The organism is Cloacibacterium rupense, assembly GCF_014645495.1.
GTDB lineage: Bacteria > Bacteroidota > Bacteroidia > Flavobacteriales > Weeksellaceae > Cloacibacterium > Cloacibacterium rupense.
This window is the reverse complement of the sequence record NZ_BMLV01000001.1, coordinates 214,243-240,968: the sequence shown is the minus strand read 5'-3', so window position 1 is coordinate 240,968 and position 26,726 is coordinate 214,243. Positions and strand designations below refer to the sequence as shown.

Below are 26,726 nucleotides of genomic sequence, written 5' to 3'. Positions count from 1 at the left end.
TTAAGATTGTGGTTGTGATTTACTTTTCATAACAAGATAACCAATAAATATTAATGGGAAAATTTCTACAATAAACTGAATTATACTAACATAAATTGACGAATAGAACTCTAAATATTTGGTAATATTAGCGTTATAAATGTTCATATCAAATATATTATAAAAAAAAGCATTTGCGAAGTTTAACAAATAACCTACAACTAAAATTATATTTGAGGTTTTGAAAAGTTTTTCATTAGAAATTTTTTCCGTTTTTAATTGTTTAAACAAATATAAAAGTCCAAAAATAATAATTGAAATTTCAATAATTAGACCTATAAGATAGGTCAAAACATTATTTGAGCCAATATAAGTCAATAAATCCCTAATTAACCTTACTGAAAATCCTTGAATCATACTCAATCCAAGCCAAAAAAATATGGTAGACGCAGAAATTAAAAATAAATTTCTTTTTGAAGAATTATTATCCATTATTATTTATTAACAATCTCAAAGATATTATAAAATTAAAAAGCCACAAAAGTTTGTGGCTCATTGTTTAATGAATTGTATTAAATTATTTAGATTCCTACGAAAAGACAAAATAAAAATCAACTTTTTATTCTTCGGACTTCCGTCTTCCATCTTCCGACTCTTATCCACATTTAGAATTTCCACAATTTTTACAAATCAGGCAACCTTCTTGGTAAACCACTTGATCAGAACCGCAATTACTGCATTTTTGTCCGTCTGCTTCTGTTCCATCAGGAATATATCGTTTCAAAGCTCTTGCTACACCAGCTTTCCAAGTATTGATAGATTCTGAATCTAGTTCTAGTCTGTTAATTAATTCTACCACATTTTCAATCGGCATTCCGTGCCTTAAAGTTCCTGAAATCAATTTGGCGTAATTCCAAAATTCTGGATTAAATTTATGAGAAAGTCCTTCAATGGTGGTTTTATAACCTCTCAAATTTTTAAATTGAAAATCATATCTAGAAACGCCATTTTCGTCTCTATTTTTGATAATTAAACCTTCATTTACCCAACGTGGAAGCAAAATACCTTCTTCATCATCAGACAAACCTGTGAAAATTTCGTAAGGACGACCATCAACCAAACCAACGAAAGCAATCCATTTTTCTTTATTATTTTGAAATCTCACCACATCAGCTTCTAGAATTTGAGGTCTTTTTTTAGGAAAAGCTTCCGTATGTAGATGAGATTCTTCTTTTTCCTCCTCTTTTTTGTCATCTGCGGCCACCAAAACTCCACTTCTAGAACCGTCTCTGTAAACCGTAACACCTTTGCAACCCACTTCCCAAGCTTTGATATACAAATCATTTACCAGTTCAACTGTTGCTTCATTTGGAATATTGATAGTTACTGAAATAGAATGATCTACCCATTTTTGAATAGCACCTTGCATTTCTACTTTGCTCATCCAATCTATGTCATTAGAAGTTGCTTTGTGATATGGAGATTTTTCTATTAATTCTTGAATTTCTTCGTTAGAATATTTTTTAGAAGTGTCATAACCATTGGCTTGCATCCAAGTTTTAAAATGATGATGAAAAACGATGTATTCTTCCCAAGAATCGCCTACTTCATCAATAAAATCTACTTTTACATCTTTATCATTAGGATTTACCTTTCTTCTACGCTTATAAACTGGCAAAAACACAGGTTCAATCCCCGAAGTAGTTTGAGACATCAAACTGGTACTTCCAGTTGGAGCTATGGTTAATAAAGCGATATTTCTTCTGCCATATTTCACCATTTCTTGATACAAATTTTCGTCTGCTTCTTTAATTCTTAAAACGAAAGGATTATTTTTTTCTCTTTCAGCATTATAAACTTCAAAAGCGCCTCTTTCTTTCGCCATTTCTACCGAAGAACGATAAGCAGAAAGTGCCAAATTTTTATGAACTTCCACCGAAAAATCATTGGCTTCTTTGCTTCCGTATCTTAAATTTAAAGCAGCCAACATATCACCTTCAGCTGTAATTCCTACGCCAGTTCTACGTCCTTGCAATGTTTTTTTACGGATTTTTTCCCAAAGATGCCTTTCTGTATGTTTTATTTCTTCATTTTCAGGATCTGAATTTATTTTTTCTAAAATGGCGTCTATTTTTTCCATTTCCAAATCAATGATGTCATCCATCATCCTTTGAGCATAAGCAGCGTGTTTTCTGAATAATTCAAAATTAAATTTCGCTTTTTTGGTAAATGGATTTTCTACGTAAGAATACAGATTTATCGCAATTAATCTACAAGAATCGTACGGACAAAGCGGGATTTCGCCGCAAGGATTAGTAGAAATCGTCTCAAAACCTAAATCTGCATAACAATCTGGCAAAGATTCTTTGATAATGGTGTCCCAAAATAAAATACCTGGTTCAGCTGATTTCCATGCATTGTAAACAATTTTTTTCCATAATTCCTCAGCATAAATAGTCTTAGAAAATTTCGGGTTCTTACTAAAAACAGGATATTTCTGCACATACTCAGAAGCAGATTTCACAGCTTTCATAAACTCATCATCTATTCTCACCGAAATATTCGCTCCAGTAACTTTTCCTTGCTCTAATTTAGCATTGATAAAATCCTCAGAATCAGGATGATTAATAGAAACTGACAACATTAAAGCACCTCTTCTTCCATCTTGCGCCACTTCTCTGGTAGAATTAGAATAACGCTCCATAAATGGCGCTAAACCAGTGGAAGTAAGCGCAGAATTTTTTACTGCAGAACCTTTCGGACGAATGTATGATAAATCGTGCCCAACTCCACCTCTCCTTTTCATCAATTGAACTTGCTCTTCGTCAATTTTCATAATGCTTCCATAAGAATCGCTATCATTCCCGTTGCCGATTACAAAGCAGTTAGAAAGCGATGCAATCTGGAAATTATTACCAATTCCCGTCATTGGAGAACCTTGCGGAATAATGTATTTGAAGTTTTTAATTAAATCAAAAATCTCGGTTTCAGAAAGTGGATTTGGATATTTTTTTTCCACTCTTGCAATTTCAGAAGCTATTCTGTGGTGCATATCATCTGGTGTTTTTTCGTAGATATTACCATCAGAATCTTTTAAGGCATATTTTGTTACCCAAACTCTCGCTGCCAGATCATCTCCTTTGAAGTATTTTAGCGTTTCTTCGTAGGCAAAATTATTAGTTACTTTCTCCATAGTTATATTAATTTTTCACCAATCAAAAGTAAATAAAAATACAACTACTTTATGTTAAATTTAACAACGCCTAAAATTTTTTGTAAACTTTTTTAAAAAATAAAAATTTTAAAATGTTATTAATCAATTATTTAAGCTAAAAAATTTGTGAACTTTTATGATTTATATCAATTTTCAAGTAATTAATATGAAAATTTTTGTTCATAAAAAAACCTAACTAATTTTCAAATAAAGTTAGGTTCTAAGATATAATTGAATAACTATTTATAAAAAAGATATTATTCTATTGTGAAATTCTGAACAGCATCTAATTTTGGAAATTTATTTTGTGAAATAAACTTTTTGCCAGCACAATTTATCTCTTTCCAACCTTTTTTCCTATGTAAATCGCCTACTTCTACAACAATTGGAACGAAAGAAATTTCATCATCACCATCTTTTATCTCTTCTTTATACTGAATGGCTATGTCTAAAACACATTCAAAATCCGTATTAAGCTTAACATTTCTATAAATAATGTCGAAATGAGATTCCTTATTTTCTGGAATTTCAAAATACCTTTCGTAGCCAAAGGTTTTATTTTCTAACAAACCAATACTAGAAAGCGCTGTAAACAAAGCAATTGTATAATATTTACGTGTTCCAAATCTCTGATAATCATCAGGAAAATGGCCACCTTCAAACAAAATAACTGGAATGCCTGCTTTCATTAAATTATCACCAGTAGAAGTAGGATAAAATTCATCAGAATATCTTGCAATTTGATTAGGAATTTGAGCCTTCAAAGCATTATAAATTGCTGAAATAACCGCCATACTTTTCTTTCTGGTTTCCGTAACACTTCTTTCGAAATCTTGAGAAGGTGCTAAAAATGAAAGTGTTGCAGGATTTTTACTATTTGTGGAAAATAACGTCCTCTGTTCGTGGAGATTAAAGGCGTAATCATATTTTTTAGAGAAAGCTATCTCTTTTAGCAATTGCATTTCGCAACTTGCTCCTTGTAGATAATCTCTGTTCATATCAATATCAAGTGCATTTCTTCTAGCCCAAGCTTTAGAACCATCAGGATTGAGCATAAAAATGAAATCCAAAGAAATATTCTTGAAAATTCTTTCCTTCAATTCTGGTTGAGATTCTAGAGAATACCACAAATCTAACATACAATGTGTAGAATTGCTCTCATTTCCGTGCATTTGGGACCAAGCCAAAATATTGATATCACCAGAACCATAAGAAAATTTATAAATAGGGAATCCTAGAGTAGATTTTCCGATTTCTGAAACGTAATCGCTGAGATTCTCATAAATAAATTGATGAAGACTTTCTGGCGAAATATAGCGATTTGGGAAATTAGGGTTTTTCTGATACTGAAAGTTAAAATTCATAGTGTGGATAAAATTTCGTTCTTCAAAAATACAACAAAAAGAAACAACCTCCTAATTAACATTTGTAAACTAGCTAAACAAAAAATAATGCCACTTTGTCTGTGGAAAAAATTGTTAATTACATTAATTTTAATTAATTTTTATAAAATATTATAAATGAGTATTTTATGAGTTTTAAATAAAGTTTATTTTTAATTATACTTTAAGTGTTTTTCACTTACTTATTCCCCATTTGTATAGTTATACCATTAAACATATAATAGTTTATTTAACATAATATTAAATAAAATTTACACAAATGTAAATTATTGGATTTTTAATATTTTGGCTATCTTTGAAGCCTATTTTATAAATATTATATGAGCAACGAGATTATTTTTTTACTATCCTTTGTAGTATTCATATTTTTCATCTTAGCACTAGATTTAGGACTTCTTCACAAGAAATCTGATAAAATTTCTTTGAAACAAGCTGGACTTATGAGCTTTTTTGTGGTGTGTTTAGCACTAGGATTTTACTTTTTATTGACAAGTTACGGTCACCTACTCCACGGCATTGATAGTCTAGAAAAACTACAAAACGTTATAACAAAGCATCGTCATCCAGTAAAAATCATACCTGGAGATTTAGAAAGTAGCATTGCATTATATAATCAAAATCTTGGTTTAGAGTATATTACAGGTTATTTGGTAGAATATGCGCTCTCTGTGGATAATATTTTTGTAATTGTGTTGGTATTTTCAGCATTTGGTGTTGCACAAAGAAATTATCACAGAGTGCTTTTTTGGGGCATTTTAGGGGCAATTATTATGCGTTTCATTTTCATATTCATAGGTGCGGCTTTAATAGCTAAATTCAGTTGGATAATGTACGTTTTTGGAGGTTTTTTGGTATTTACAGGAATTAAGATGTTCTGGAGCAGAAACGAAGAAGAAGAAATAGATCCTCAAAATCATCCTGTAGTAAGGTTTGCCAACAAATATTTCAAAGTACATAATGCGTTTGTAGGCAATAAATTCTTTGTAAAAATAGACGGAATCAAGAAAATGACACCTCTATTTTTAGTTCTTATCATTATAGAATTTACCGACTTAATCTTTGCAGTAGACAGCATTCCAGCGATATTTTCGGTGACTAAAGATCCTTATATTGTTTTTTTCTCTAATATTTTCGCCATTATCGGGTTACGTTCTATGTTCTTTTTATTGGCAGGTATTATAGACAAATTCAGATTCTTAAAAGTAGGACTGGCTGCATTACTTACTTTCATTGGTTTAAAGATGTTATTGCATCATTATCTAGATGATTTAGGATTTACAACCACCCATTCATTAATTGTAATTGTGAGTATTTTAGGATTGAGCATTTTTACCTCTTTGCTTTTCCCAGAAGATAAGAAAGAAAAGAAGCATAAAATTGAAATTAATGAAGATAACGTAGAATAAATACAAAACTTCTTAAAATATAGAATACCTTCAATTTTGGAGGTATTTTTTTTGAATTTACTTTTATAAACAATAAAATTTATATCAATTTTAACATTAATTTATTTATGTAAACTGCATATAAATACTTTAAATAAAGAGTTTTTTAAAATTATTTACAAAAGTAAATTGTACAGTTTTTTCTTTGTTTACATTTGTATTTACTTTTGTAAATTATATTTATTACATTTGTAACTATGGAAATTAACGAAAGAATTACAAAAGTTTTAGAATATTCTGGTTTTTCTGCTTCAGAATTTGCAGACGAAATAGATGTACAGCGTTCTAGTATTTCACATATTATTTCGGGGAGAAACAAACCTTCCCTAGAGTTTGTTACAAAAATTAAAAACAGATTTCCCGAATTGAGTTGGGACTGGATAATTTTGGGAACTGGTGAAATGAAACAAACCGACTCTCCTTTTTCAACTTCTGAAAAGCAGGAAGAAAATTCTGCTCCAGATCTTTTTACGTTAATTGATGAAGATTATAAAAATGAAGTTTTTGTTCAAGAAAATATTCAAAATGAAACGCTGCGAGAATTAAATAAATCTTTCCCAAGTCCAAGAAAAGAAATTTTAAGCGATTCTCAGCGATTAGACATTCAGGAAAATATTTCAGAAGCACAAAACATTGTAAATGAAACAGTTACAAAAAACAATACTGAAGGTAAGATTAAAAGAATAGTTTTCTTCTACGAAAACGGGAAATTTGAAGCTTTTGAGCCTTAAAATTATAATTGATGAATGATAATTTAAAAATAATAAAAAAAGCATTCCAAAAAAATTTGGAATGCTTTTATTCTTTTTCTAGAGAGGTGATTACTTTTTGTAAGCAGCGTCTTTGATTCTTGCTTTTTTACCTCTAAGATCTCTAAAGTAGAAAATTCTAGATCTTCTAACTTTCCCTCTTCTATCAACTTCAATTTTTTGTAAAGCTGGCATGTTGATTGGGAAAACTCTTTCTACACCTACATCACCACTCATTTTACGGATAGTGAAAGTTTTAGTAGCACCAGTTCCTCTCAACTGAATCACAACTCCTTTGAAGAACTGTGTTCTAGTTTTGTTACCTTCTTTAATTTCGTAATACACTGTAATGGTATCACCTGTGTTGAATTCTGGGAATTCGTTTTTTGTAATGTACTTGTCTTGTACGTACTTAATTAAATCCATTGTTTAATCTAAAAAAAGTTGAAAGCTAAACAACGTTCACGTCTTTCGTCAGAGGTTGATTAACAGGTTGCAAAATTATTAATTTTCTTTGAAACTAACAAATATCTTTTACACAAATTTTAGGATTGCAATGCAAAAATACATTCTTCTCTAATTTTCCAGAATTTTTCTAGAGAATATTGAATTTCAGGATGTTGTAGTAAGTATTTCTCAAGAAAATATTGATGATATTGTAATTTAAAATCTGTGATCTGATTCGGATTAATTTCTATTTCTTCTGCCAATTCATTTACGAAATCATTTTCTGATGAGTTTTTTCTCGTACAATCTAAAATTTTTCCTTTCACTCTTAAATAGTTATGAGCTTCTGGCGTTTCTTAAAGGTTGTACTTTTCTAAAACAGGTTTTATTTTCGGAGTATTCTTAGCATTCATCATAAAAATTCCGAGCATTAATTGAACATTTTCCATTGAAAATTCATCTGAAATTCTTTTAAGATAAGCGTGTTTTGTACTGCAAGTTCCGCCATTTTCTTCTATTATAACGTTAATATTTTCCTTATCAGAATTTCTCTTGTAAGGAAGGTTTTTAACGTAATTACAGGCTTCTTCGAAGGTTTTGAATGGATTTTTCATTGTTTTTTTTAAAACAAAGGTTTATTTTACTAATTTTTTTTCGAATTAAATTTATTCTGAAAAATTGTTTCGCTCCTACGGAGCTCATTTTAAACAATCAATTTTATTGCTAAAAACGTTTTGTTCTTACATAGCAAATTAATCAAAATAAAAAACCGTTTCGCAAAAAACGAAACGGTTTAAATTTATGAAAATTTCGGAAGATCCCGATAATTCGGGATAAATCTCTGTTGCTACTCTAGACTTCGTTATTCACTTGTCTATTGCAGACATAGATTTATTTACCTTCTTCCATTCTTTTCTTCAATTCTGCTAAAGCATCGATATCACCAAGTGTAGATTTTTCTTCGTTTGAAGAACTAGCAGCTGGTTTAGCTTCTTTTGCAGCTTTTTTCTCTTCATCTCTGAAGATACCAGTATGAGATACTACTACTCTTTTGAATTCTTTGTTGAACTCGATTACTTTGAAATCAGCAGTTTCACCTTTTTTGATTTTAGAACCATCTTCTTTTTCTAATAATCTAGAAGGAGCGAAAGCTTCTACTTCTGCATCTTCGAACTGAACTTGAGCACCTTTATCGAAAACGTCTGTTGCAGTTCCTGAGTGTACAGTTCCTTCAGCATATTTAGTTTCGAATTTATCCCAAGGATTTTCAGTTAATTGTTTGTGACCTAAAGAAAGTCTTCTAGCTTCAGTATCTAATTCTAGAACGATTACATCTAGTTTATCACCAACTGCACAGAATTCTGATGGATGCTTGATTTTCTTAGTCCAAGAAAGATCAGAAATGTAGATTAAACCGTCAATTCCTTCTTCTAATTCTACAAAAACACCAAAGTTAGTGAAGTTTCTTACAGTACCAACGTGCTGAGAACCAACTGGATATTTAGTTTGAATATCAGCCCAAGGATCTGTAGAAAGTTGTTTGATACCTAAAGAAATTTTTCTTTCTTCTCTATCTAAAGTAAGAACTTGTGCTTCTACTTCGTCACCAATTTTCACGAAATCACCTGCACTTCTTAAGTGAGTAGACCAAGACATTTCAGAAACGTGAATTAATCCTTCTACACCTGGAGCAACTTCTACGAATGCACCATAATCAGCAAGAACTACTACTTTTCCTTTTACTTTATCACCTACTTTTAAGTCAGCAGAAAGAGCATCCCAAGGATGAGCTTCTAATTGCTTCATACCTAATTGGATTCTAGTTTTCTCATCATCAAAATCAAGGATAACCACTTTCACCACTTGTCCGTCTGAAAGGATTTCTGATGGATGGTTAACTCTAGACCAAGAAAGATCTGTAATATGGATAAGACCATCAACACCTCCTAAATCAATGAATACACCGTAAGAAGTAATGTTTTTAACAGTTCCTTCTAGAACTTGACCTTTTTCTAATTGTGCGATGATTTCTTTTTTCTGACCTTCAATATCAGCTTCGATTAACGCTTTGTGAGAAACTACTACGTTTTTGAATTCAGGATTGATTTTCACTACTTTGAATTCCATAGTTTTTCCTACAAATTGATCGTAATCTTTAATTGGTTTTACATCAATTTGAGAACCTGGCAAGAATGCTTCGATACCGAAAACATCTACAATCATACCACCTTTAGTTCTAGATTTTACGAAACCATTTACGATTTCTCCAGATTCGTGGTATTCATTTACTCTATCCCAAGCTTTAAGCGTTCTCGCTTTTTTGTGAGATAATTGTAATTGGCCAGATTTGTCTTCTCTTCTGTCTACCATTACTTCTACTTCATCACCTACTTTAAGACCTTGGTTGTAACGGAATTCGTTAAGAGAAATTACACCTTCAGATTTGAAATTGATATCTACAATCGCTTCTTTGTCTGTTAATCTTACTACTTTACCGATGATTACATCAGATTCTGCAAGATCGTTAAGAGAACCTTTGTAGATTTCTTCTAAATCACTTTTTTCTTTTCTTGCATCAGCGTCAAGACCTGATTCGAAAGAATCCCAATCAAATTGTTCTGGTGCTACGTTTGCGTTATATAACGCTTCTTGGTTTGTCAATTCAGACATAATAAAAAAATTTGTATTCCTTCTTTTTTAGCTTTGGCATCATGTGGATTCTAAAAAATACGGAAGATGTTAATCATTAATGTTTTACTTCGCCAAAACTACTTCCACAAAAGTGGTGCAAAAGTACAATTTTTTTATAAATCAGCAATGGCTTTTTTGCTAATTTTTCAAGAATTTATTTATCTAAAATATACTTAATCAATACATTAATTTAATACATTATCAATAAGTTTCTGATAAACCGAAACCTTTACCTTAAATTTGCAAAATGGAATTACAACCAATCTACGAAAAATTACAGATTCAGGAAATGAATCAAATGCAAAAATCTACTTACCAAGCTTCTGGAAACGAGCAAGATATTATTTTACTTTCGCCTACTGGTTCTGGTAAAACGCTTGCTTTTTTGTTTCCTGTGCTTAGAAATTTAGAGAAAAATAATTCTGGAATCCAAGCCATTATTCTAGTTCCTGCAAGAGAATTGGCACTTCAAATAGAACAAGTTTTCAAAAATATGGGAACCGATTTTAAGGTAACCATTTGCTACGGTGGACACGATAAAAAAATTGAAATCAATAATCTTACTCAGGCTCCTGCTGTTTTAATAGGAACACCTGGAAGAATTGCTTATCATTTAAAAAACAACAATTTCGAACCAAAAACCATCAAAACTTTGGTTTTAGATGAATTCGACAAAGCTTTAGAATTAGGCTTTGAAGAGGATATGAATTTCATTATCAATTCTTTAAAAAATATTTCTCAGCGTTTTCTTACTTCTGCAACTCCGATGGATAATATCCCGAAATTTGTTGGATTAGAAAACGAAAAAATCATCAATTTTTTAAAATTAGGCGAAGCAAAACCTAATATTCAACTAAAAAAAGTGATGACGATTCCAGAAGAAAAACTGGAAACACTTTTTAAACTTATTTGCAAAATAGGAAACAAAAGAACGCTAATTTTCTGTAATCACAGAGATGCAGTGGATAGAATTTCTGAACTTTTAAAAGAAAAAGGCATTGATAGAGAAACGTTTCACGGTGGTATGGAACAAGACGAAAGAGAACGTGCTTTGCTGAAATTCAGAAACGATTCTACCCGAATTTTAATTACTACAGATTTGGCTTCCAGAGGATTAGACATTCCAGAAGTAGAATCTATTGTGCATTATCAATTACCACCAAAAGAAGACGCTTTTATCCACAGAAACGGACGAACTGCTAGAATGCATGCCAAAGGTTTTGCTTACTTAATTATGACTGAGGAAGAAAATTTCCCTTTCATTAAAGGAAATACGCCTGAAGAAAATATTTCGGAAAATTACAGAATTCCTTCAAAAACTCCTTTCCAAACGATTTACATTAGTGCAGGAAAAAAAGACAAAGTAAACAAAGTTGACATTGTAGGTTACCTCATCAAAAAAGGAGAATTGGCTAAAGAAGATGTTGGTATTATTGAAGTAAAAGACACCACTTCTTACGTTGCTGTTGCCCGAAATAAAGTGAAAGATGTCCTAAAAAAACTCGCTAACGAAAAGCTAAAAGGCAAGAAAATAAAAATGGAAATCGCTTATTAAAATAAATGCCAAAGATAAATTTCTTTGGCAATTTTATTTAGTTTTTTATTTAATTCCTGCAACATTCATTTTCAAGGTGTAAACTGATTTTGAAGCGGTTACAAATAAAGTAGAAAAATTTTCTCCTCCGAAAGTTACATTTGCCGTCCAATTTTCTGGCACTGCAATATTTAAGATTTTAGTTCCATTTTTATCAAAAACAGTTACACCTTTCCCAGTTAAATAAAGATTTCCGAGATTATCTAAAGTCATTCCGTCTGAGCCAAGATCGCAGAATAACTTTTTGTTTCCCAATTTTCCTTCTCCTAAAATATCATAAACATAAGTTTTATTAGCATCAATATCAGAAACATATAATTTTTTCAGTTTTTGACTTCCAACAATTCCATTAGGTTGAGTAAAAGTATCTAATTTGGTGATTTTACCTTCAGAATTTCTATAATACAAGTTTTTTTCAAAGATTTCTTGATAAAAATCTTGCCAATAATCTCTTACATAAAGTGGATCTGTGAAGTAAATTCCGCCCTTTCCATCGAGCCAAAGATCATTTGGACCGTTTAATCTTTTGCCATTAAAATCTGTGGTGAGAATTTCTGCAATTCCAGATTTACTGATTTTTAAAATTTGTCCTTTTTCGTCTGAACAAGTGATAAGATTATCATTTTTATCAAAAAAAGTTCCGTTTGCTCTTCCACTTCCTGTTCTAAATTCTGCTATTTTATTGGTTTTCCAGTCCCAAAAATAGATTTTATCATTTGGTTGGTCTGTAAAATAAACATTCCCAAAACTATCTGATGCAGGACCTTCGGTAAAAGAAAATTTATCAGAAACCAATTGAATTCTTGCATTTTTCTGTACAATTTCTTTAGAATTTAAGACTCCTTTTGAATTACAATTTATCAATAGAAGTAATAAAAAAAACAGAACACTATATTTATAAGTCATTTTTAAAAGAATTTCTTTGCAAGTTACAATTTGTAGTTTTCCCCGAAAAATTTTTTATCTTTGAATTTCAGATTTTATCAAAAATGAAACTCAATTTACCAGATAAACTTTATTATTCTATTGGCGAAGTAGCAAAAGCATTTGACGTAAATGCTTCATTGATAAGATATTGGGAGCAAGAATTTCCTATTATCAAACCTAAAAAGAATAAAAAAGGAAACCGATATTTCACACCTGAGGATATCAAAAACCTAAAGATGATTTATCATTTGGTAAAAGAAAAAGGTTATACATTAGACGGTGCTAGAATTGCGCTTACTACCAACAAAAAAATAAACGAAGCGGTAGAAATGATTGACAGACTAGAGTTTGTAAAATCTGAACTGATTAAGCTTAAAAATTCTTTGGTAGACAAAGATGAAGCTTAATTTATTTTCTTGAGTCTTTTTTTTAAAAATTTTTATTATTTTTAGGTTATAAAACTTATAACCTATGAACCCCAAATTACCTTATCAAATTAGGAAAAGACAATTCTATGCTTTAGCAATTTTCGGTGGAGCGATACTAATTTCTCAACTGATATTCAATCATTTTAATAAAAATCCAGAAAATACTTTCCAAAAAATAGAATTCTCAAACTCTAAAAAACAGGAAATTATATTAAGTGAATTTGACCCTAATTCATTAGACGAAAAACAATGGATGCAACTAGGTTTTTCTGAAAAACAAGTAAAAACCATCTTAAAATATAAAAATATTGTCGGTGGAAATTTCTCATCAAAAGATCAATTAAAAAAATGTTACGCCATTTCCGAGGAAAAATTCGCAGCATTAGAACCATACATTCTTTTACCCGAAACCTCATCTTCAAAAGAGTTTTATACAAAAAATTATCAAAATTTCGAGAAAAAACAACTCAAAATTAGTGGAAAATTCAATCCAGACTTATACACAGAAAATGATTGGCAAAAAATGGGTTTTTCAGAAAAACAGTCTGCTGCTATAGTGAAATATAAAAAATATTTGGGCGGGAGTTTTATCAGCAAAGAAAAATTTAAAGAGTGTTTTATCATAAATGACGAAAACTATAAAAAGCTACATCCCTACCTTATTTTGCCAGAAAAAGCACCTGAAAATCAATTAGAAAAGAATAGAAACATCGCTTTTGAAAAACCAAAAATTAAATATTTTGAATTTAATCCTAATGAATTAAATGCGGAAGGTTGGCAAAAACTGGGTTTCAGCGAAAAACAAGCACAAGTAATTATAAATTACAGGGATAGAAATTTAAAAGGCAGCTTTAAATCATTAGAAGACATAGAAAAATGTTTTGTAATATCTGCTGAAAAATTTAATGAAATGAAGTCTTTCATAAAATTATCAACCCATGAAATTGCAGAGAATAAAAACAATAATTATATTCCTAAACCCTTGGTTAATAAAACTGATTTTAGCAAAACAAACCTTAATAAACTCACCTACGCTCAGCTTATAGAATTTGGTTTTGATGAAAAATCAGCGGGTAGTTTTATAGGTTTTAGAAATAAATTAGGTGGATTTGTAAGTGAAAACCAGATTTTCGAAACTTACAATATTGATAAAAATTTAGCGGAAAAACTGATTAAAGTTTCTCCGCTTGAGAATGATAACATTCAAAAATACAATTTATTAGATGCTCCTGAAAGTTGGTTAAAAAATCATCCTTATTTTAGATATTATGCTAATAAAATTATTTTTCTAAGGGTTTCGTTTCCTAGCGAAAAAGAAATTTTAAGAAAATTAAAAGCAAAACCTGAAGATGAAGTTAAAATGAAGCTTTACTTAAAATAATTTAATTACCCGATTCAGCCAATTGAACAGTAAGGAATATTCTAGCCATCTGGTCATTCATATTATTACAACTATTACTAGCAGAGCCTCCGTAAGTTATATTAGTGTAATTATTAGACATTTTGGGTAGATTATATGCATACACCTTTACTATTTGATTTCCAATTGTTAAGTTTTCAAAAACACCCGAGAGATTAAATTTTTTCCAAAGACAAGTAGCATTAGTAGAATAAGCATTAAATTTTCTCACTAATTTCAACTTATCTACCCCACCTTCATTAACAAAGATACCAATTGCAAATTGATAAGAAGATGCATTATTGGTATTATCAATTTGCGTCATCCCTTCCACGGTTACTAAATTTGTATTAGTTGCTTTTGAAACACTTATTGTTGCAGAGACATTGAGGCTTGTCCATCCCGTTGTACCTGAATTCAGTGTAAAGTTAGGCATCGTAGCTGGAAAAGTGGTTATTGTGGTTTTAGAAGTTGAATTACCTGTGAAATTCTTAGTAACATCTATAATACCATCTGCATCAGAAGCTTCAAACATTCTTACCCAACTGTTTTGAGTCCAAAAGTTAAATTTCCCAGTTGTTAAATTATAAAACATAACACTTTCTATTGGAGAGGTAATATTAGCTGATGAACTCATTCTAGGCATTAAAAACCCTTTATTATTATCTGCTATCTGTAATATTGCAGAATCATCGGGCTTATTGTACATAGTAGCATTTGTGGTTATTAACACTTGTGAATGTATACAACTAAATACTAAAAAACTACATAATATGATAAGGTTCTTTTTCATAAGATTAAAATTCATAAGGTTGATTAACAAAAATTGTTGCACTAAGCCTAGCTTCATCATCAGAAATATTGGTACAAGCTGAGGAAGGATTCTTACCTCCAAATGTTAAACTAAGATCAGTCTGAGAAGATGATACAGTTCTATTTCTGATAGCAAACTTCATAATATGAGGTCCAACTGTTAAATTACTGGTTACGGCATATATAGTAAATTCTCTAAAAGAACATGCTTGATCAAAATCTATAGATATAGGTTTTATGTCTACTAATTTATCATCCACAAAAAAACCAAAACTTGCTACAGCTCTACCAGATGCAGCAGTATTATTAGCATGTACCATACCAGAAATTGTTATCAATAACTGATTATTAGCCCTATCTATTGTTATATTTTTAGTGAGTTCTGTTACTTCAGTCCAAGTGGGGTTAGCCGTAATAGCTTCTCCAAGCGTATGATTTGTCTCTCCATAAAATTCATTGGAAGACCTATTAAATGTATACTTATTGGCAGAAATTTTAGAATAATACCGTGTATGATTAATTATATTGGATTGATGAATCTCATTGATAAAATAATCCCATTTTAGTCCATTCCAATAATAATAGCCTTGTTTACCGTACAAATTAGTATTGGTGTTATAAATTATTAGAGATTCTTTAGGGTTAGGAATGGTTGAAACATCAGTATATCCTGATATACTTACATTAGGGAAAGTGACCCCCATATTCTCACTGTATATATCTAAAGTAGAAGAAGGATTAGGATCTAATGTATTGATTCCTACCTGAGGAAAAACCTTAAATGTAGAAAAAAATATTAGAATGAATATTAGTAATGCTTTCATCTTTTGTGTTTTATATTTATAAATATCTATTTTTCAGTAATTTGAATATTAAGAATTGATTTATCCATACTATTATTAATATTAGTACAAGAAGAAACTTTACTTCCGTAGGTTATAGCTTCGGAAGCATTACCAAAATTAACTCTACTGGTTTCATAAACAGCAACTGTATGACTTCCAGAAGTAAGATTATTAACTGTTAAAAAAATATTGTAATCGTTAAATAAACAATTAGCTGTACCATAGATAATAAAGTTTTTTTGACCAGCAAGTTGATTGTCTATAAAAACACCTATCGAATAGGAGATATAAGTAAGTGTACTACCTGAAGAATTAACTTGTAAAATACCGCTAGAAGAAACACTAATGGTATTGTTAGGTGATGATAAATTTATTGTCTTACTAAGCCCTGGAATCAACTGCCAATCATGAGCAGAAGGAGCTTCTCCTATGGTATATGTTTGAGCTCCATTATATGTTGTATCAGCAATAGCTGCAGTAGATATTACACTTTCTGATCTTGTTATTCCTAAAACTTTATAAATATTAGAAGAATCTATTATTGGATTCCATTTATTACTTTTCCAATAATAAAATCCTTTTCCTGTAATCGCATTAGTATTATAAACAAGTAAAGATTCTGCAGGTGAATTTACAGGTGAAGAATTATTCAAATCTGGTATGTTAATATTAGGCAGAAGTACACCTTTATTTGTAGAAACTACCTTAAATATCTCAGAATCATCAAAATTCTGTGTTCCTATACCAATATGTTGTGAGAACATTACAGCAAATACATAATTTGCTATAACCATGTATAGTTTTTTCATCATTTGTGTTATCTTTTGTGTTTTGTAGTATGTTTATATTTTATAAAAACTACCACACTGCAAAATAACATTGATTTTTAGAATTATTCAATACGTAATTTGTATTATTTTACATAATATTAAAAGAATAGCTGCATGAATGCAGCTATTCAAAATCAAAACCAATAAAAACAATCTTCTATTCTCCTTTATAAAGAAATAAAGATGTATATTTTAAATTAAAAAATCTTCTTTATTATTTCAAAGCAAAATTATTGTTTTACTTTTATAGTATCAATACGCAAATTTACGTATTTTCTATAAATAACAAATTATAAAAATAAAAAAATTAAATAGATTATATAAATAACTGTTATTTTTTTATAAAATTAAATGATTTAGTGTCTAATTTTAATATGTATAACCCACTATTTAAATTAGAAATATTTAAATTTTTCTCAGCAATAAATGGATTATTTATTTCCTTGATTAATTTACCAGAAAAATCAAATATTTGTGCTTTTCGAACATCAGACACATCATTTCCTTTTACAAATATATAATTTGATGCCGGATTTGGATATATTTCTATATCAAAAATTGGCATATCTGGTGTAGAAACTTCCAAATAATTACCTAATCCTGATGAGTAATTAGAAGGATAACTTGTCCATTCAGAAATTGTATAATTTACATTAGGGTCTTTCACATCTGAATTTCTGTAAAGAGAAACATTACCAATATTATTATTCGTATTTTGCAACCCTACCGCATCTACGCTCTCATAAGCCATTTCGTAATTATTGGTATTAGCATTAGATAAGTACTTTTTGCCGAAGGCTAATTCTACATATTGACTTCCTGTAAAACTTAAAGCAGGTGAATTTGTTATAAACTTTGCCAGATTAGTATCGAATGAAGAAAAAGAAGCATTAGGATGAATAATCACAATGCTTTCACCAGCTGATAACTTTCCTTCTAGCTCATATGAGTCTGAAAAATAATACGAATTACTTCCTTTTAATTGAGTTCTAATGTAGTAATTTTCTAAGTCTACTTCATGATTAGTAAGATTAGTTACTTCTATAGCTTTATTATTACCACTTCCTTCAATATATTTTGTTATCATCAAATCTTTAGCTAAAATATCAGAAGATATAGTATTAACATTTACTATGTTACTATCTAGAGAAAAATTATAAGAAGAATCGTAAGCTTTAACGGTAAAATTAGACGAACTAGATGATAAAAGTCTATCTATAGTAGTAAATGTAGAATTAGTAGACTTATAAAAAACCCCATTTACATATACACCATACCCTAACACATCAGAATCTAAACTCGGGTCCCAAGATAAGGTTACAAAAGACTCTCCTATTGCAACTGTTTTAAGTTGACTTGGAGCTTGAGGAGCAATATTATCAGAAGAATTACTCCAGATTAAATCTACCCATTCTGGATGGTCAATAAACGGATTTCTAATTTTCTGAATAGAATATATTACCTCATTCCTATCTCTTTCTCTCTGAGAAACAGGATCTAAAGCATTCCAATCTTTTAACATATTAATGTACCAATTTTCATAACCTCTTTCCTTATTCCCATCAAGAGGAGAAGTTGATAGCATAAAATCAAAATTATTAAGATTTCTCTCATACCTTGTTACAAAATACAAAAGGAATCTAGCAACATCTCCTTTGAATTCGTCTATCGGTTCATAAACAGTATTGGTATAGCCAGGAGTTGTAGATTTTCCTAATTTACTACCATTAGTTGCAGTACAAGGTGTTGTATTCGGGCTATTACAGTCATTAGCTGCTCCATTATTCCTAGCATAAGGAAAGTTACTCCTCAATTGATTAATTCTAGCATCAGCAGGAATAACGAAATGTAAATCAGAATACATAGGATAGATACCATAGAAAGTACTTTGCGGCATCCCATGTTCTCTATTCCATCCTTGGCCTTCTGCAGTTGCAGAACTGATAATATTAGTTAAATTATAGTTATATGCATCTACTCCGTTTGGCTTTTCAGAATATATATCGAGGATTGTATTATCATTTTCATAATACTTGTCTAAATCTGTTTGTCCATACAATGTTTTTAAATCATCATATGTGTAAGAATAAACTTGTTTAGAAATGATTTCATTTATTTTGGTTTTTAGAGGATAGCCTACAAGACCATCAGTTCCATCATAATATCCAGACGGAATTTGAGCAAAATTTACCAAAGGTAAAATTGCAAAGAATAGTAATTTTTTCATAATAGAGTAAGTCCGACGACAAAATTATAAATTAAAACAATACAATCTATTTTAATTTTTAAATTTAAACTTCATGTAATATGAAATATATTAGGTTAATTAATTTTATGTATTTTAAAAAAATTGATTTTTACATTGATTTATTTATATTTGGAAAAATTATTTCAAATGCAATTAGAAATTATGGATAATCTAAAAATGATAGCTGAAACAGCTAGAGATTTTGCAGAAATTAATATACGACCACACATCATGGAGTGGGACGAAAACCAAATTTTCCCTAAAGAATTATTTCATAAATTAGGTGATATGGGATTCATGGGAATTATAATCCCTGAAGAGTACGGTGGTTCTGGACTTGGATATCACGAATACGTTACTATTGTAGACCAAATCTCTCAAGTAGACCCATCAATTGGGTTATCAATAGCTGCGCACAACTCACTATGCACTAATCACATCTATGAATTCGGAACAGAAGAACAAAGAAAAAAATGGTTACCAAAACTAGCATCTGGTCAGGTAATTGGTGCTTGGGGACTTACAGAACACAATACAGGTTCTGATGCTGGAGGAATGAGCACTACTGCTGTTAAAGATGGCAATGATTGGATTATAAATGGAGCAAAAAACTTCATCACCCATGCAATTTCTGGAGATATAGCAGTTGTAATGACAAGAACAGGTGAAAAAGGCGCTTCTAATAATTCTACAGCCTTTGTTTTAGAAAAAGGAATGCCAGGGTTTTCTTCTGGAAAAAAAGAAAATAAGCTAGGCATGCGTGCTTCCGAAACTGCAGAACTTATATTTGATAACTTAAGAGTTCCTGATTCAAGTAGACTAGGAGAAGTAGGAGACGGTTTTAAACAAGCCATGAAAATTCTAGATGGTGGCAGAATTTCTATTGCTGCACTTTCTCTAGGTATTGCAAAAGGTGCTTATAAAGCTGCTTTAAAATATGCCAAAGAGAGACATCAATTTGGAAAATCTATTGCAAATTTTCAAGCAATAAATTTTATGTTAGCAGATATGGCCACTGAAATCGAAGCAGCAGAACTACTCATCAACAGAGCTTCTGAACTAAAAAACAACAAACAAAAACTAACCAAAGAAGGTGCTATGGCAAAATTATACGCCTCTGAAGCCTGTGTAAGAATTGCCAACAATGCTCTTCAAATTTTCGGCGGTTATGGTTATACAAAAGACTTCCCGGCAGAAAAATACTACCGAGATTCTAAACTATGTACTATTGGCGAAGGAACTTCAGAAATCCAGAGATTAGTTATAGGAAGAGAAATAACTAGATAAACTTTTTAAATTAATAATATACTCATTTAATACTTCAATTATTGAATTAACAAATAATTAATCGCTGATTTCAGAAAAATTTAACACTTTTTCATATTTTATGATTAGCTTTGCTATCCTTAAAAATATTATATGAAGAAGTGTTTACTATTTTTAGTAGCAATGTTTTCTTTTGCTACTTATTACGGACAAACAGAATCTTTATGGAAATCTCCAGAAAGTTCTAAAATATCCGAAATTAAATCTAACAAAAGGGCTATTTCTAGACCTAATCTTTTTAAACTTGACCTTGTTGGCTTAAAAACAATTGCAGAAAAAGCTCCAAAACAAAACTCTGGCAAGGCAAAATCATCTGTGATTATTTCTTTCCCTGATTCAGAAGGAAATATGCAAAATTTTAGTGTTTTTAAAACCTCAAATTTTTCACCAGAATTAGCAGCAAAATTCCCAGAAATTTCTTCTTATTACGGAGAAAGCATTGATGGAAAAGCATCTAAAATCTATTTTAGTATTTCTCCTCTTGGTTTGTACTCTATTCAACTTAGATTAGGTAAAGAGGCTATTTTTATAGAATCATATGATAAAAAAAACACCACTTATATCGCCTACAAAAAATCTGACAAAAACTCTAAAGAAGAAGGTTTCAAATGCGATACAAAACATTACAATAGCGCTGTAAACGGTCTTAGTATGGCAAGAGCACTTGGTGCAGACGATGGCCTTCTTAGAACATACAGACTAGCATTATCTTGTACTGGCGAATATGGTCAATATTTTGGTGGTACTAAAGCATTAGCACTAGCAGCGATGAATAATACGATGACTAGAGTAAATGCAGTGTTTATGAATGATTTTGCCATCAAAATGGTACTGATACCAGAGCAAGAAAATATTATTTTTACCAATGCATCTACAGACCCTTATTCTAATGCAACTACAGGTGCTGATGGTGCTTGGAACACGGAATTAATGAATGTTTTACACGGAAGCACATATAATATTGGTGATGCTAAATTTGATGTAGGCCATCTTTTTGGTGCTACAGGTGGCGGTGGAAATGCAGGTTGTATTGGCTGTGTTTGTAATAATGATACTACTTATGACAGTGTAGAACAATGGTATTGGTATAAAGGTCAAGGCTTTACTTCTCCTGCAGATGGTATTCCTTCAGGTGACAATTTTGACATTGATTATGTAGCTCACGAACTAGGTCATCAATATGGAGGAAATCATACTTTTACACATAGTTCAGAAGGTACTATAGCACAAGTAGAACCTGGCAGTGGTTCAACAATTATGGGTTATGCTGGGATTACCTCACAAGATGTACAACCACATTCAGACCCTTATTTTCATGCAATATCAATTCAACAAATTACAGATTATGCAAAAAGCACTAGTGGAAATTGTTCTGTAAATACCGCTACAGGAAACACAACACCTTCTGCAAATGCAGGACTAGATTATACTATTCCTAAAAGTACTCCATTTATGCTTACAGGAACTGGCTCTGATGCTAATGGCGATGCTATAACATATACTTGGGAAGAGATGGATGTACAAAATAATAAAAGTACTGCACCATCTGCTACCAAAACTTCGGGACCAGCATTTAGATCTTACAGTCCTTCCACTTCTCCTATTAGATATTTCCCTAAAATGTCTTCTATTTTATCTGGCTCTACTACTACAGCTGGTGATGCTATTAATGTAGAAGTACTACCATCTGTTACAAGAACCTTAAAATTTAGATTAACTGTAAGAGATAATAAAGCAAATGGAGCCGCTAATTCATATGATGATATGACAGTAAGTGTAAATTCTACTTACGGGCCATTTAACATAACCTCTCAAAATACTACAGGAATATCTTATCCTCAAGGTTCATCTCAAACAGTTACTTGGAATGTAGCTAGCACAACTACTCTATCTGCAAATGTTGATATTTTACTTTCTACAGACGGAGGAAATACTTGGACTACTTTATTAGCCGGGACTCCAAATGATGGCACCCAATCTGTAAATTTACCAAATACATTAAGTACTAATTGTAGATTTATGGTAAAAGCTTCTAGCAGTATTTTCTTTAATATAAATACGAAAGATTTTGCTATTTCTGCACCTGACACTACACCTCCTACTGCACCTACTCTAAGTGCATCTGACACTACTTCGGTATCTACAGTACTTACATTCACTGGCGCTTCAGATAATGTAGCAGTTACAGCTTATGAAATTTATAAAGAAGGAGCTTTATTAACAACTGTTACGGCTTCTCCATTCACTGTTACTGGCCTCACCCCTTCTACTACTTACAATTTTGTAGTAAAAGCTAAAGATGGTTCTGGTAATGTTTCTATTGATAGCAATACGGTTTCTGTAACTACACAAGCACCTGATACTATCGCTCCTACTGCTCCTACACTATCCGCATCAGGAACTACCAATAATTCAACTACACTTTCGTGGACTGGCGCTACAGACAATGTAGGTGTTACAGCTTATGAGATTTATAAAGACGGAGCTTTATTAACAACAGTTACTGCTTCACCTTATACAGTTACAGGATTATCAGCTTCTACCACTTATGCGTTTACTGTAAAGGCAAAAGATGTTGCCGGAAATGCTTCTAGCTCTAGCAATTCTGTAAGCATAACAACTACTGCTGCTCCTGCATTTTCTGAATTATATATTTCTGAATATTATGAAGGATTAAGTAATAATAAATATATAGAAATATCTAACCCAACAGGTTCTGCTATTTCATTATCTAATTATTCTATTAAAAAACAAGCAAATGGCTCTGGAGCTTGGGGTAATGCACTAACTCTTACAGGAACAATAGCTGCAAACTCTACCTTAGTACTAAGAAATAGTAACGCAAATTTAACTTCTTGTACATTTGCCTCTCAGAGTGTTTCAGGAGCTCCTATAGATTTTAATGGAAATGACCCAATTGCACTATTTAAAAACTCCACATTAATAGATGTAGTTGGTAATTTTAACAGTTCATCTAACTTTGCGGCAGACACCAACCTTAGAAGAAACGTTTCTGTACCAAACACTACGTTTACGATTTCAGAATGGGACAGTTATTCTATAACTTCTGCTAGCCCGAATTGTAGCAATATCGGAATTCTAAATCCTACACAAAATTTAGCAACAGGTGATTTGAAAGATGCTTACAAAGATGTTATCTTGCTTCCAAACCCAGTAAAAGGAGATATTTTATACGTAAGAAATGTAAAAGAATCTTCAGATTACGAAATTTATGATGCTACTGGTAAAATCCTTAGCAAAGGAAAACTAAGCAATGGTTCTGCCAATGTAAAATCACTTTCTGCTGGTGTTTATTACTTAAAAGTAAACCAAACAGTGAAAAGATTTATCAAACAATAATTATTTAACATAAAAATTGGATATAAGCAGTCATTTTTTTTGACTGCTTTTGTTTTATTTATGAGATATTATTATATTTTTGCTTAATAATTATATTTATATTAAACATGCCTGTTACTAATATAGAACTACCTTTTTTCACTAACCTGCTTATTTTATTGGTCATTTCAAAAGTTTTTGGTGAAATTTTTGAAAGATTCAAACAGCCTGCCATGATTGGGGAAATTATAGCTGGTATCATTGTAGGGCCATCTTTGTTAAATATCATTCACAGAACTGAGGACATCAAAGTAATTTCAGAACTAGGAATTTTCTTACTCGTAATTATTGCAGGTTTAGAAATCAATTTTGATGACATTCTTAAATCATTGAAGGGTAAAAATATTATTGTTTCTATTTTAGCATTTTTCTTACCTATTTTTAGTGGTTTTGCTGTTGGGCATTTTTTTGGAAAAGAACTCATGACTACTGTATTTATAGGACTTTGTGTAGCAATCACAGCTTTACCTGTAAGTATAAGAATATTAATGGACCTTGGCAAAATTAACTCTTACATTGGACAAAAAATTATATCTGTTGCTATTTTTGACGATGTTTTGGCACTTACCATTTTAGGTTTAATTTTAAACATCAAAGATACAGATATGGAAATTGGAACTATTCTGAAAAACGCTTCCATTTCTATTCTGAAACTTAGTATTTTTCTTACAATTCTTTCATTAACTTATTTCTTGATTAAAAAATTATCAAATAGAGAAAATTATCTCGAAAGACAACTCAACAAAGTTTTACTTCTTCTTAAGGGAAAAGAATCTTTATTTGCTATTTTCTTTGTATTCGTATTATTATTTGCTACTATTACAGAATCATTAGGTTTTCACTTTATTATTGGTGCTTTTTTTGCAGCAATGCTCATCAACGAAAACTTAGTTGGAAAAAAACATTTAGAATCTTTTCACAATACTACAAACGGTCTAGCGATGGGGTTTTTGGCGCCAATTTTCTTCGCAGGAATTGGATTAGAATTTAATATTTCTTCCATTCATAACTATGGCTTGCTCATCGCCATCATATTTGTGTCTTATTTTTCTAAAATATTCGGAGGATTTATTGGCGGAAAAATTATTGGGTTAAATAACAAAACATCTTTAACCTTAGGTCTTGGTTTAAATGCAAGAGGAATTATGGAATTAGTTATTGCAAATATAGCTTACAAATCAGGATTGATAGACTCTGAAATATTCTCTATGCTTGTGATAATGGGAGTCCTTACTACTCTTTCTACCCCTATTATGCTGAAACGTAGTTTCAAATCAATTGAAAATTAAAAACAATATAAATTTTAATGGAAAAAATAGACAGTCTGAACCAAGTAGCAGAATTTCACAAAACTTTTAATGCTCCCATTTTAGAAACACCACAAATTCCTTCTAAAGATAGGTGTGAACTGAGAGTCTCTCTTCTTCAGGAAGAACTCAATGAACTGAAACAAGCCATAGAAGATAATAATATTGTAGAAATCGCAGATGCACTTTGTGATTTGCAGTATGTACTTAGTGGTGCTGTTTTAGAATTTGGTTTAGGAGAAAAATTCGTAGAATTATTTAACGAAGTGCAACGTTCTAACATGTCTAAAGCGTGTGATACAGAATTGCAAGCTCAAGAAACGGTGGAACATTACAAAGCAAAAGGTGAAGAGGCTTTTTACGAAAAATCTGGCAATAAATACAATGTTCATAGAATTTCTGATAATAAAGTTCTAAAAAGCAAATATTATTCTGCGGCTGATTTAAAAAGCATCCTCAATAAATAAAACTCAAAAAAAAATACAATATGAAAAATATAATCACTTTAATCATTTTAGTTATGACCCTTAATTCTTGTGCCGAAAAAGTAGTCATCAACAGAGAAATAGACACTACTGAATATGGAAAAATGCTTCTAGGAGCACAATCTTTTGACCAATTCCAAAAAGAGCCTTACAAAGATTGGTACAACGAAAGTTATAAGATTTACCCTACAGATAAACCAACGATTGAAAGCCTTAAAAAAGCAAAAATTAACTCTTACAATATTACTGTGTTTCTAGGAACTTGGTGCGAAGATAGTCATAGAAATTTCCCAAGGCTAATAAAAATTTTGGATGAAACAAAATTCCCAAAGAACAAATTACTCATCATAGCTGTAAACAGAAAAAAGCAATCTCCTAATGGTGAAGAAGTGAAATACAACATCACAAAAGTGCCAACTATTATTCTAGAAAAGTATGGCAAGGAAATTGGTAGAATAACTGAAGAACCAGAAACAGGTTATATTGAAAAAGATTTATTGAACATTATCAAAAAATAAACCCGTTTCGATTTAATCAAAAAAATTCATGAATTACATTAAACAAATTATTGGGTTTTCAATAGGCGTAATCATCACATTATTAGCCGTTTATTTCTTTAAAAACTTTGGAAAAGACGAAGCCAATACAGATTATTACATTCTTACCAACCAGATTTCTAAAATGAATAAAATGGTGGTTTTAGAACAAGATTTCTCTAGTATGCAAAAAACTAAAATTACCTCTAAACTGCTAGGAGTCTATATTTTGCCATCTTTAGAAAAACAAATAGTAATTTTTACGAAAGCAAAAGCTCAGGTTTCTTATGATTTGAAAAAAATGAAATTAGAAGTAGATTCAGATAACAAGAAATTGATTATCAAAGAATTACCAAATGCGGATATCAAAATTTTTACTGATGCTGAAATATCTTCACTAGACGATTCTTTCTTTGACAGATTTACCCAAGAAGACTTCAAAAGAATTACATCTAATGCTAAAAAGAATGCTGAAAAAACAGTTGACCAAACCAAACTAAGAAGCGAAGGTAGAAAACAATTATTACAAAACCTAAATGATATTTTTGTACTTGCAAAAGCCCTGAATTACGAAATTGTAGATGAAACCAAAACTCTAGATTTATCTAAATTATAAAAAAAGACACTCTAATAGGCGTTTTTTTATACACAAAAGCGAAGA

Annotated in this window: 23 protein-coding genes; 11 read left to right on the top strand and 12 right to left on the bottom strand. The window is 30.9% G+C overall.

The features are described 5' to 3' along the window. The 3 genes from IEW40_RS01120 to IEW40_RS01110 form a co-directional block, all read right to left on the bottom strand. Positions 1–471 carry a hypothetical protein gene (locus IEW40_RS01120; protein WP_188616234.1) on the bottom strand — a complete coding sequence of 157 codons (471 nt, stop codon included), beginning with the start codon at positions 469–471 and terminating at the stop codon, positions 1–3. 163 nt (positions 472–634) lie between these two features. Further along, positions 635–3,172, bottom strand: coding sequence for an adenosylcobalamin-dependent ribonucleoside-diphosphate reductase (locus IEW40_RS01115; RefSeq protein ID WP_188616233.1), 2,538 nt, complete (start codon positions 3,170–3,172; stop codon positions 635–637). Positions 3,173–3,450: 278 nt separating this feature from the next. Then, a complete protein-coding gene (locus IEW40_RS01110; RefSeq protein ID WP_188616232.1) occupies positions 3,451–4,557 on the bottom strand; it encodes a M14 family zinc carboxypeptidase in 1,107 nt (368 codons plus the stop codon). Between the two features lie 359 nt (positions 4,558–4,916). On the opposite strand from IEW40_RS01110, the gene IEW40_RS01105 reads away from it, so the two are divergent. Then, the gene (locus IEW40_RS01105) at positions 4,917–6,002 is read left to right on the top strand and encodes a TerC/Alx family metal homeostasis membrane protein (RefSeq protein ID WP_188616231.1); all 1,086 of its coding nucleotides are present in this window, start codon (positions 4,917–4,919) and stop codon (positions 6,000–6,002) included. A gap of 236 nt (positions 6,003–6,238) precedes the next feature. After that, positions 6,239–6,772 (top strand): helix-turn-helix domain-containing protein, encoded by a 534-nt coding sequence (locus IEW40_RS01100; RefSeq protein ID WP_188616230.1) that lies wholly within the window; start codon positions 6,239–6,241, stop codon positions 6,770–6,772. Positions 6,773–6,862: 90 nt separating this feature from the next. On the opposite strand, the gene rplS is transcribed toward IEW40_RS01100, so the two are convergent. The 4 genes from rplS to rpsA form a co-directional block, all read right to left on the bottom strand. Further along, on the bottom strand, positions 6,863–7,216 hold the full coding sequence (rplS, locus tag IEW40_RS01095) for a 50S ribosomal protein L19 (protein ID WP_188616229.1): 354 nt from the start codon (positions 7,214–7,216) through the stop codon (positions 6,863–6,865). Positions 7,217–7,335: 119 nt separating this feature from the next. Continuing rightward, positions 7,336–7,563 (bottom strand): hypothetical protein, encoded by a 228-nt coding sequence (locus IEW40_RS01090; protein WP_188616228.1) that lies wholly within the window; start codon positions 7,561–7,563, stop codon positions 7,336–7,338. Between the two features lie 30 nt (positions 7,564–7,593). Continuing rightward, on the bottom strand, positions 7,594–7,851 hold the full coding sequence (locus tag IEW40_RS01085; RefSeq protein ID WP_188616227.1) for a hypothetical protein: 258 nt from the start codon (positions 7,849–7,851) through the stop codon (positions 7,594–7,596). Between the two features lie 277 nt (positions 7,852–8,128). Next, positions 8,129–9,907 (bottom strand): 30S ribosomal protein S1, encoded by a 1,779-nt coding sequence (gene rpsA / locus IEW40_RS01080; protein ID WP_188616226.1) that lies wholly within the window; start codon positions 9,905–9,907, stop codon positions 8,129–8,131. Positions 9,908–10,175: 268 nt separating this feature from the next. Here rpsA and IEW40_RS01075 point away from each other — a divergent pair, with 268 nt between their 5' ends. Then, on the top strand, positions 10,176–11,483 hold the full coding sequence (locus IEW40_RS01075; RefSeq protein WP_188616225.1) for a DEAD/DEAH box helicase: 1,308 nt from the start codon (positions 10,176–10,178) through the stop codon (positions 11,481–11,483). A 45-nt stretch (positions 11,484–11,528) separates the two neighbouring features. On the opposite strand, the gene IEW40_RS01070 is transcribed toward IEW40_RS01075, so the two are convergent. Continuing rightward, positions 11,529–12,428 carry an SMP-30/gluconolactonase/LRE family protein gene (locus IEW40_RS01070; protein WP_188616224.1) on the bottom strand — a complete coding sequence of 300 codons (900 nt, stop codon included), beginning with the start codon at positions 12,426–12,428 and terminating at the stop codon, positions 11,529–11,531. Between the two features lie 83 nt (positions 12,429–12,511). On the opposite strand from IEW40_RS01070, the gene IEW40_RS01065 reads away from it, so the two are divergent. Further along, on the top strand, positions 12,512–12,856 hold the full coding sequence (locus IEW40_RS01065) for a MerR family transcriptional regulator (protein WP_188616223.1): 345 nt from the start codon (positions 12,512–12,514) through the stop codon (positions 12,854–12,856). Positions 12,857–12,920: 64 nt separating this feature from the next. Then, positions 12,921–14,258, top strand: coding sequence for a ComEA family DNA-binding protein (locus tag IEW40_RS14285; protein ID WP_188616222.1), 1,338 nt, complete (start codon positions 12,921–12,923; stop codon positions 14,256–14,258). A 1-nt stretch (position 14,259) separates the two neighbouring features. On the opposite strand, the gene IEW40_RS01055 is transcribed toward IEW40_RS14285, so the two are convergent. From IEW40_RS01055 to IEW40_RS01040, 4 genes are all read right to left on the bottom strand, one after another. Beyond that, complete coding sequence (locus IEW40_RS01055; protein WP_188616221.1) at positions 14,260–14,985, bottom strand: phage tail-like protein; 726 nt, start codon at positions 14,983–14,985, stop codon at positions 14,260–14,262. Between the two features lie 88 nt (positions 14,986–15,073). Further along, positions 15,074–15,913, bottom strand: coding sequence for a phage tail-like protein (locus IEW40_RS01050; protein WP_188616220.1), 840 nt, complete (start codon positions 15,911–15,913; stop codon positions 15,074–15,076). Positions 15,914–15,939: 26 nt separating this feature from the next. Further along, complete coding sequence (locus tag IEW40_RS01045) at positions 15,940–16,746, bottom strand: phage tail-like protein (RefSeq protein ID WP_188616219.1); 807 nt, start codon at positions 16,744–16,746, stop codon at positions 15,940–15,942. A gap of 349 nt (positions 16,747–17,095) precedes the next feature. Next, positions 17,096–18,991, bottom strand: a complete 1,896-nt coding sequence (locus IEW40_RS01040; protein WP_188616218.1) for an endonuclease — start codon at positions 18,989–18,991, stop codon at positions 17,096–17,098. A 168-nt stretch (positions 18,992–19,159) separates the two neighbouring features. Between IEW40_RS01040 and IEW40_RS01035 the strand changes: the two genes are divergently transcribed. The 6 genes from IEW40_RS01035 (at position 19,160) to IEW40_RS01010 (ending at position 26,681) form a co-directional block, all read left to right on the top strand. After that, positions 19,160–20,299 carry an acyl-CoA dehydrogenase family protein gene (locus tag IEW40_RS01035; RefSeq protein WP_188616217.1) on the top strand — a complete coding sequence of 380 codons (1,140 nt, stop codon included), beginning with the start codon at positions 19,160–19,162 and terminating at the stop codon, positions 20,297–20,299. Between the two features lie 132 nt (positions 20,300–20,431). Beyond that, entirely contained in the window at positions 20,432–23,698 is a 3,267-nt protein-coding gene (locus IEW40_RS01030; protein ID WP_188616216.1) for a zinc-dependent metalloprotease, read from the top strand. Between the two features lie 107 nt (positions 23,699–23,805). Beyond that, entirely contained in the window at positions 23,806–25,026 is a 1,221-nt protein-coding gene (locus IEW40_RS01025) for a cation:proton antiporter (protein ID WP_188616215.1), read from the top strand. A 17-nt stretch (positions 25,027–25,043) separates the two neighbouring features. Continuing rightward, complete coding sequence (locus tag IEW40_RS01020) at positions 25,044–25,511, top strand: pyrophosphohydrolase domain-containing protein (protein ID WP_188616214.1); 468 nt, start codon at positions 25,044–25,046, stop codon at positions 25,509–25,511. A gap of 20 nt (positions 25,512–25,531) precedes the next feature. Further along, positions 25,532–26,047 (top strand): thioredoxin domain-containing protein, encoded by a 516-nt coding sequence (locus IEW40_RS01015; protein WP_188616213.1) that lies wholly within the window; start codon positions 25,532–25,534, stop codon positions 26,045–26,047. Positions 26,048–26,075: 28 nt separating this feature from the next. Next, the gene (locus IEW40_RS01010) at positions 26,076–26,681 is read left to right on the top strand and encodes a DUF4230 domain-containing protein (RefSeq protein WP_188616212.1); all 606 of its coding nucleotides are present in this window, start codon (positions 26,076–26,078) and stop codon (positions 26,679–26,681) included. The last annotated feature ends 45 nt before the right edge of the window (positions 26,682–26,726 follow it).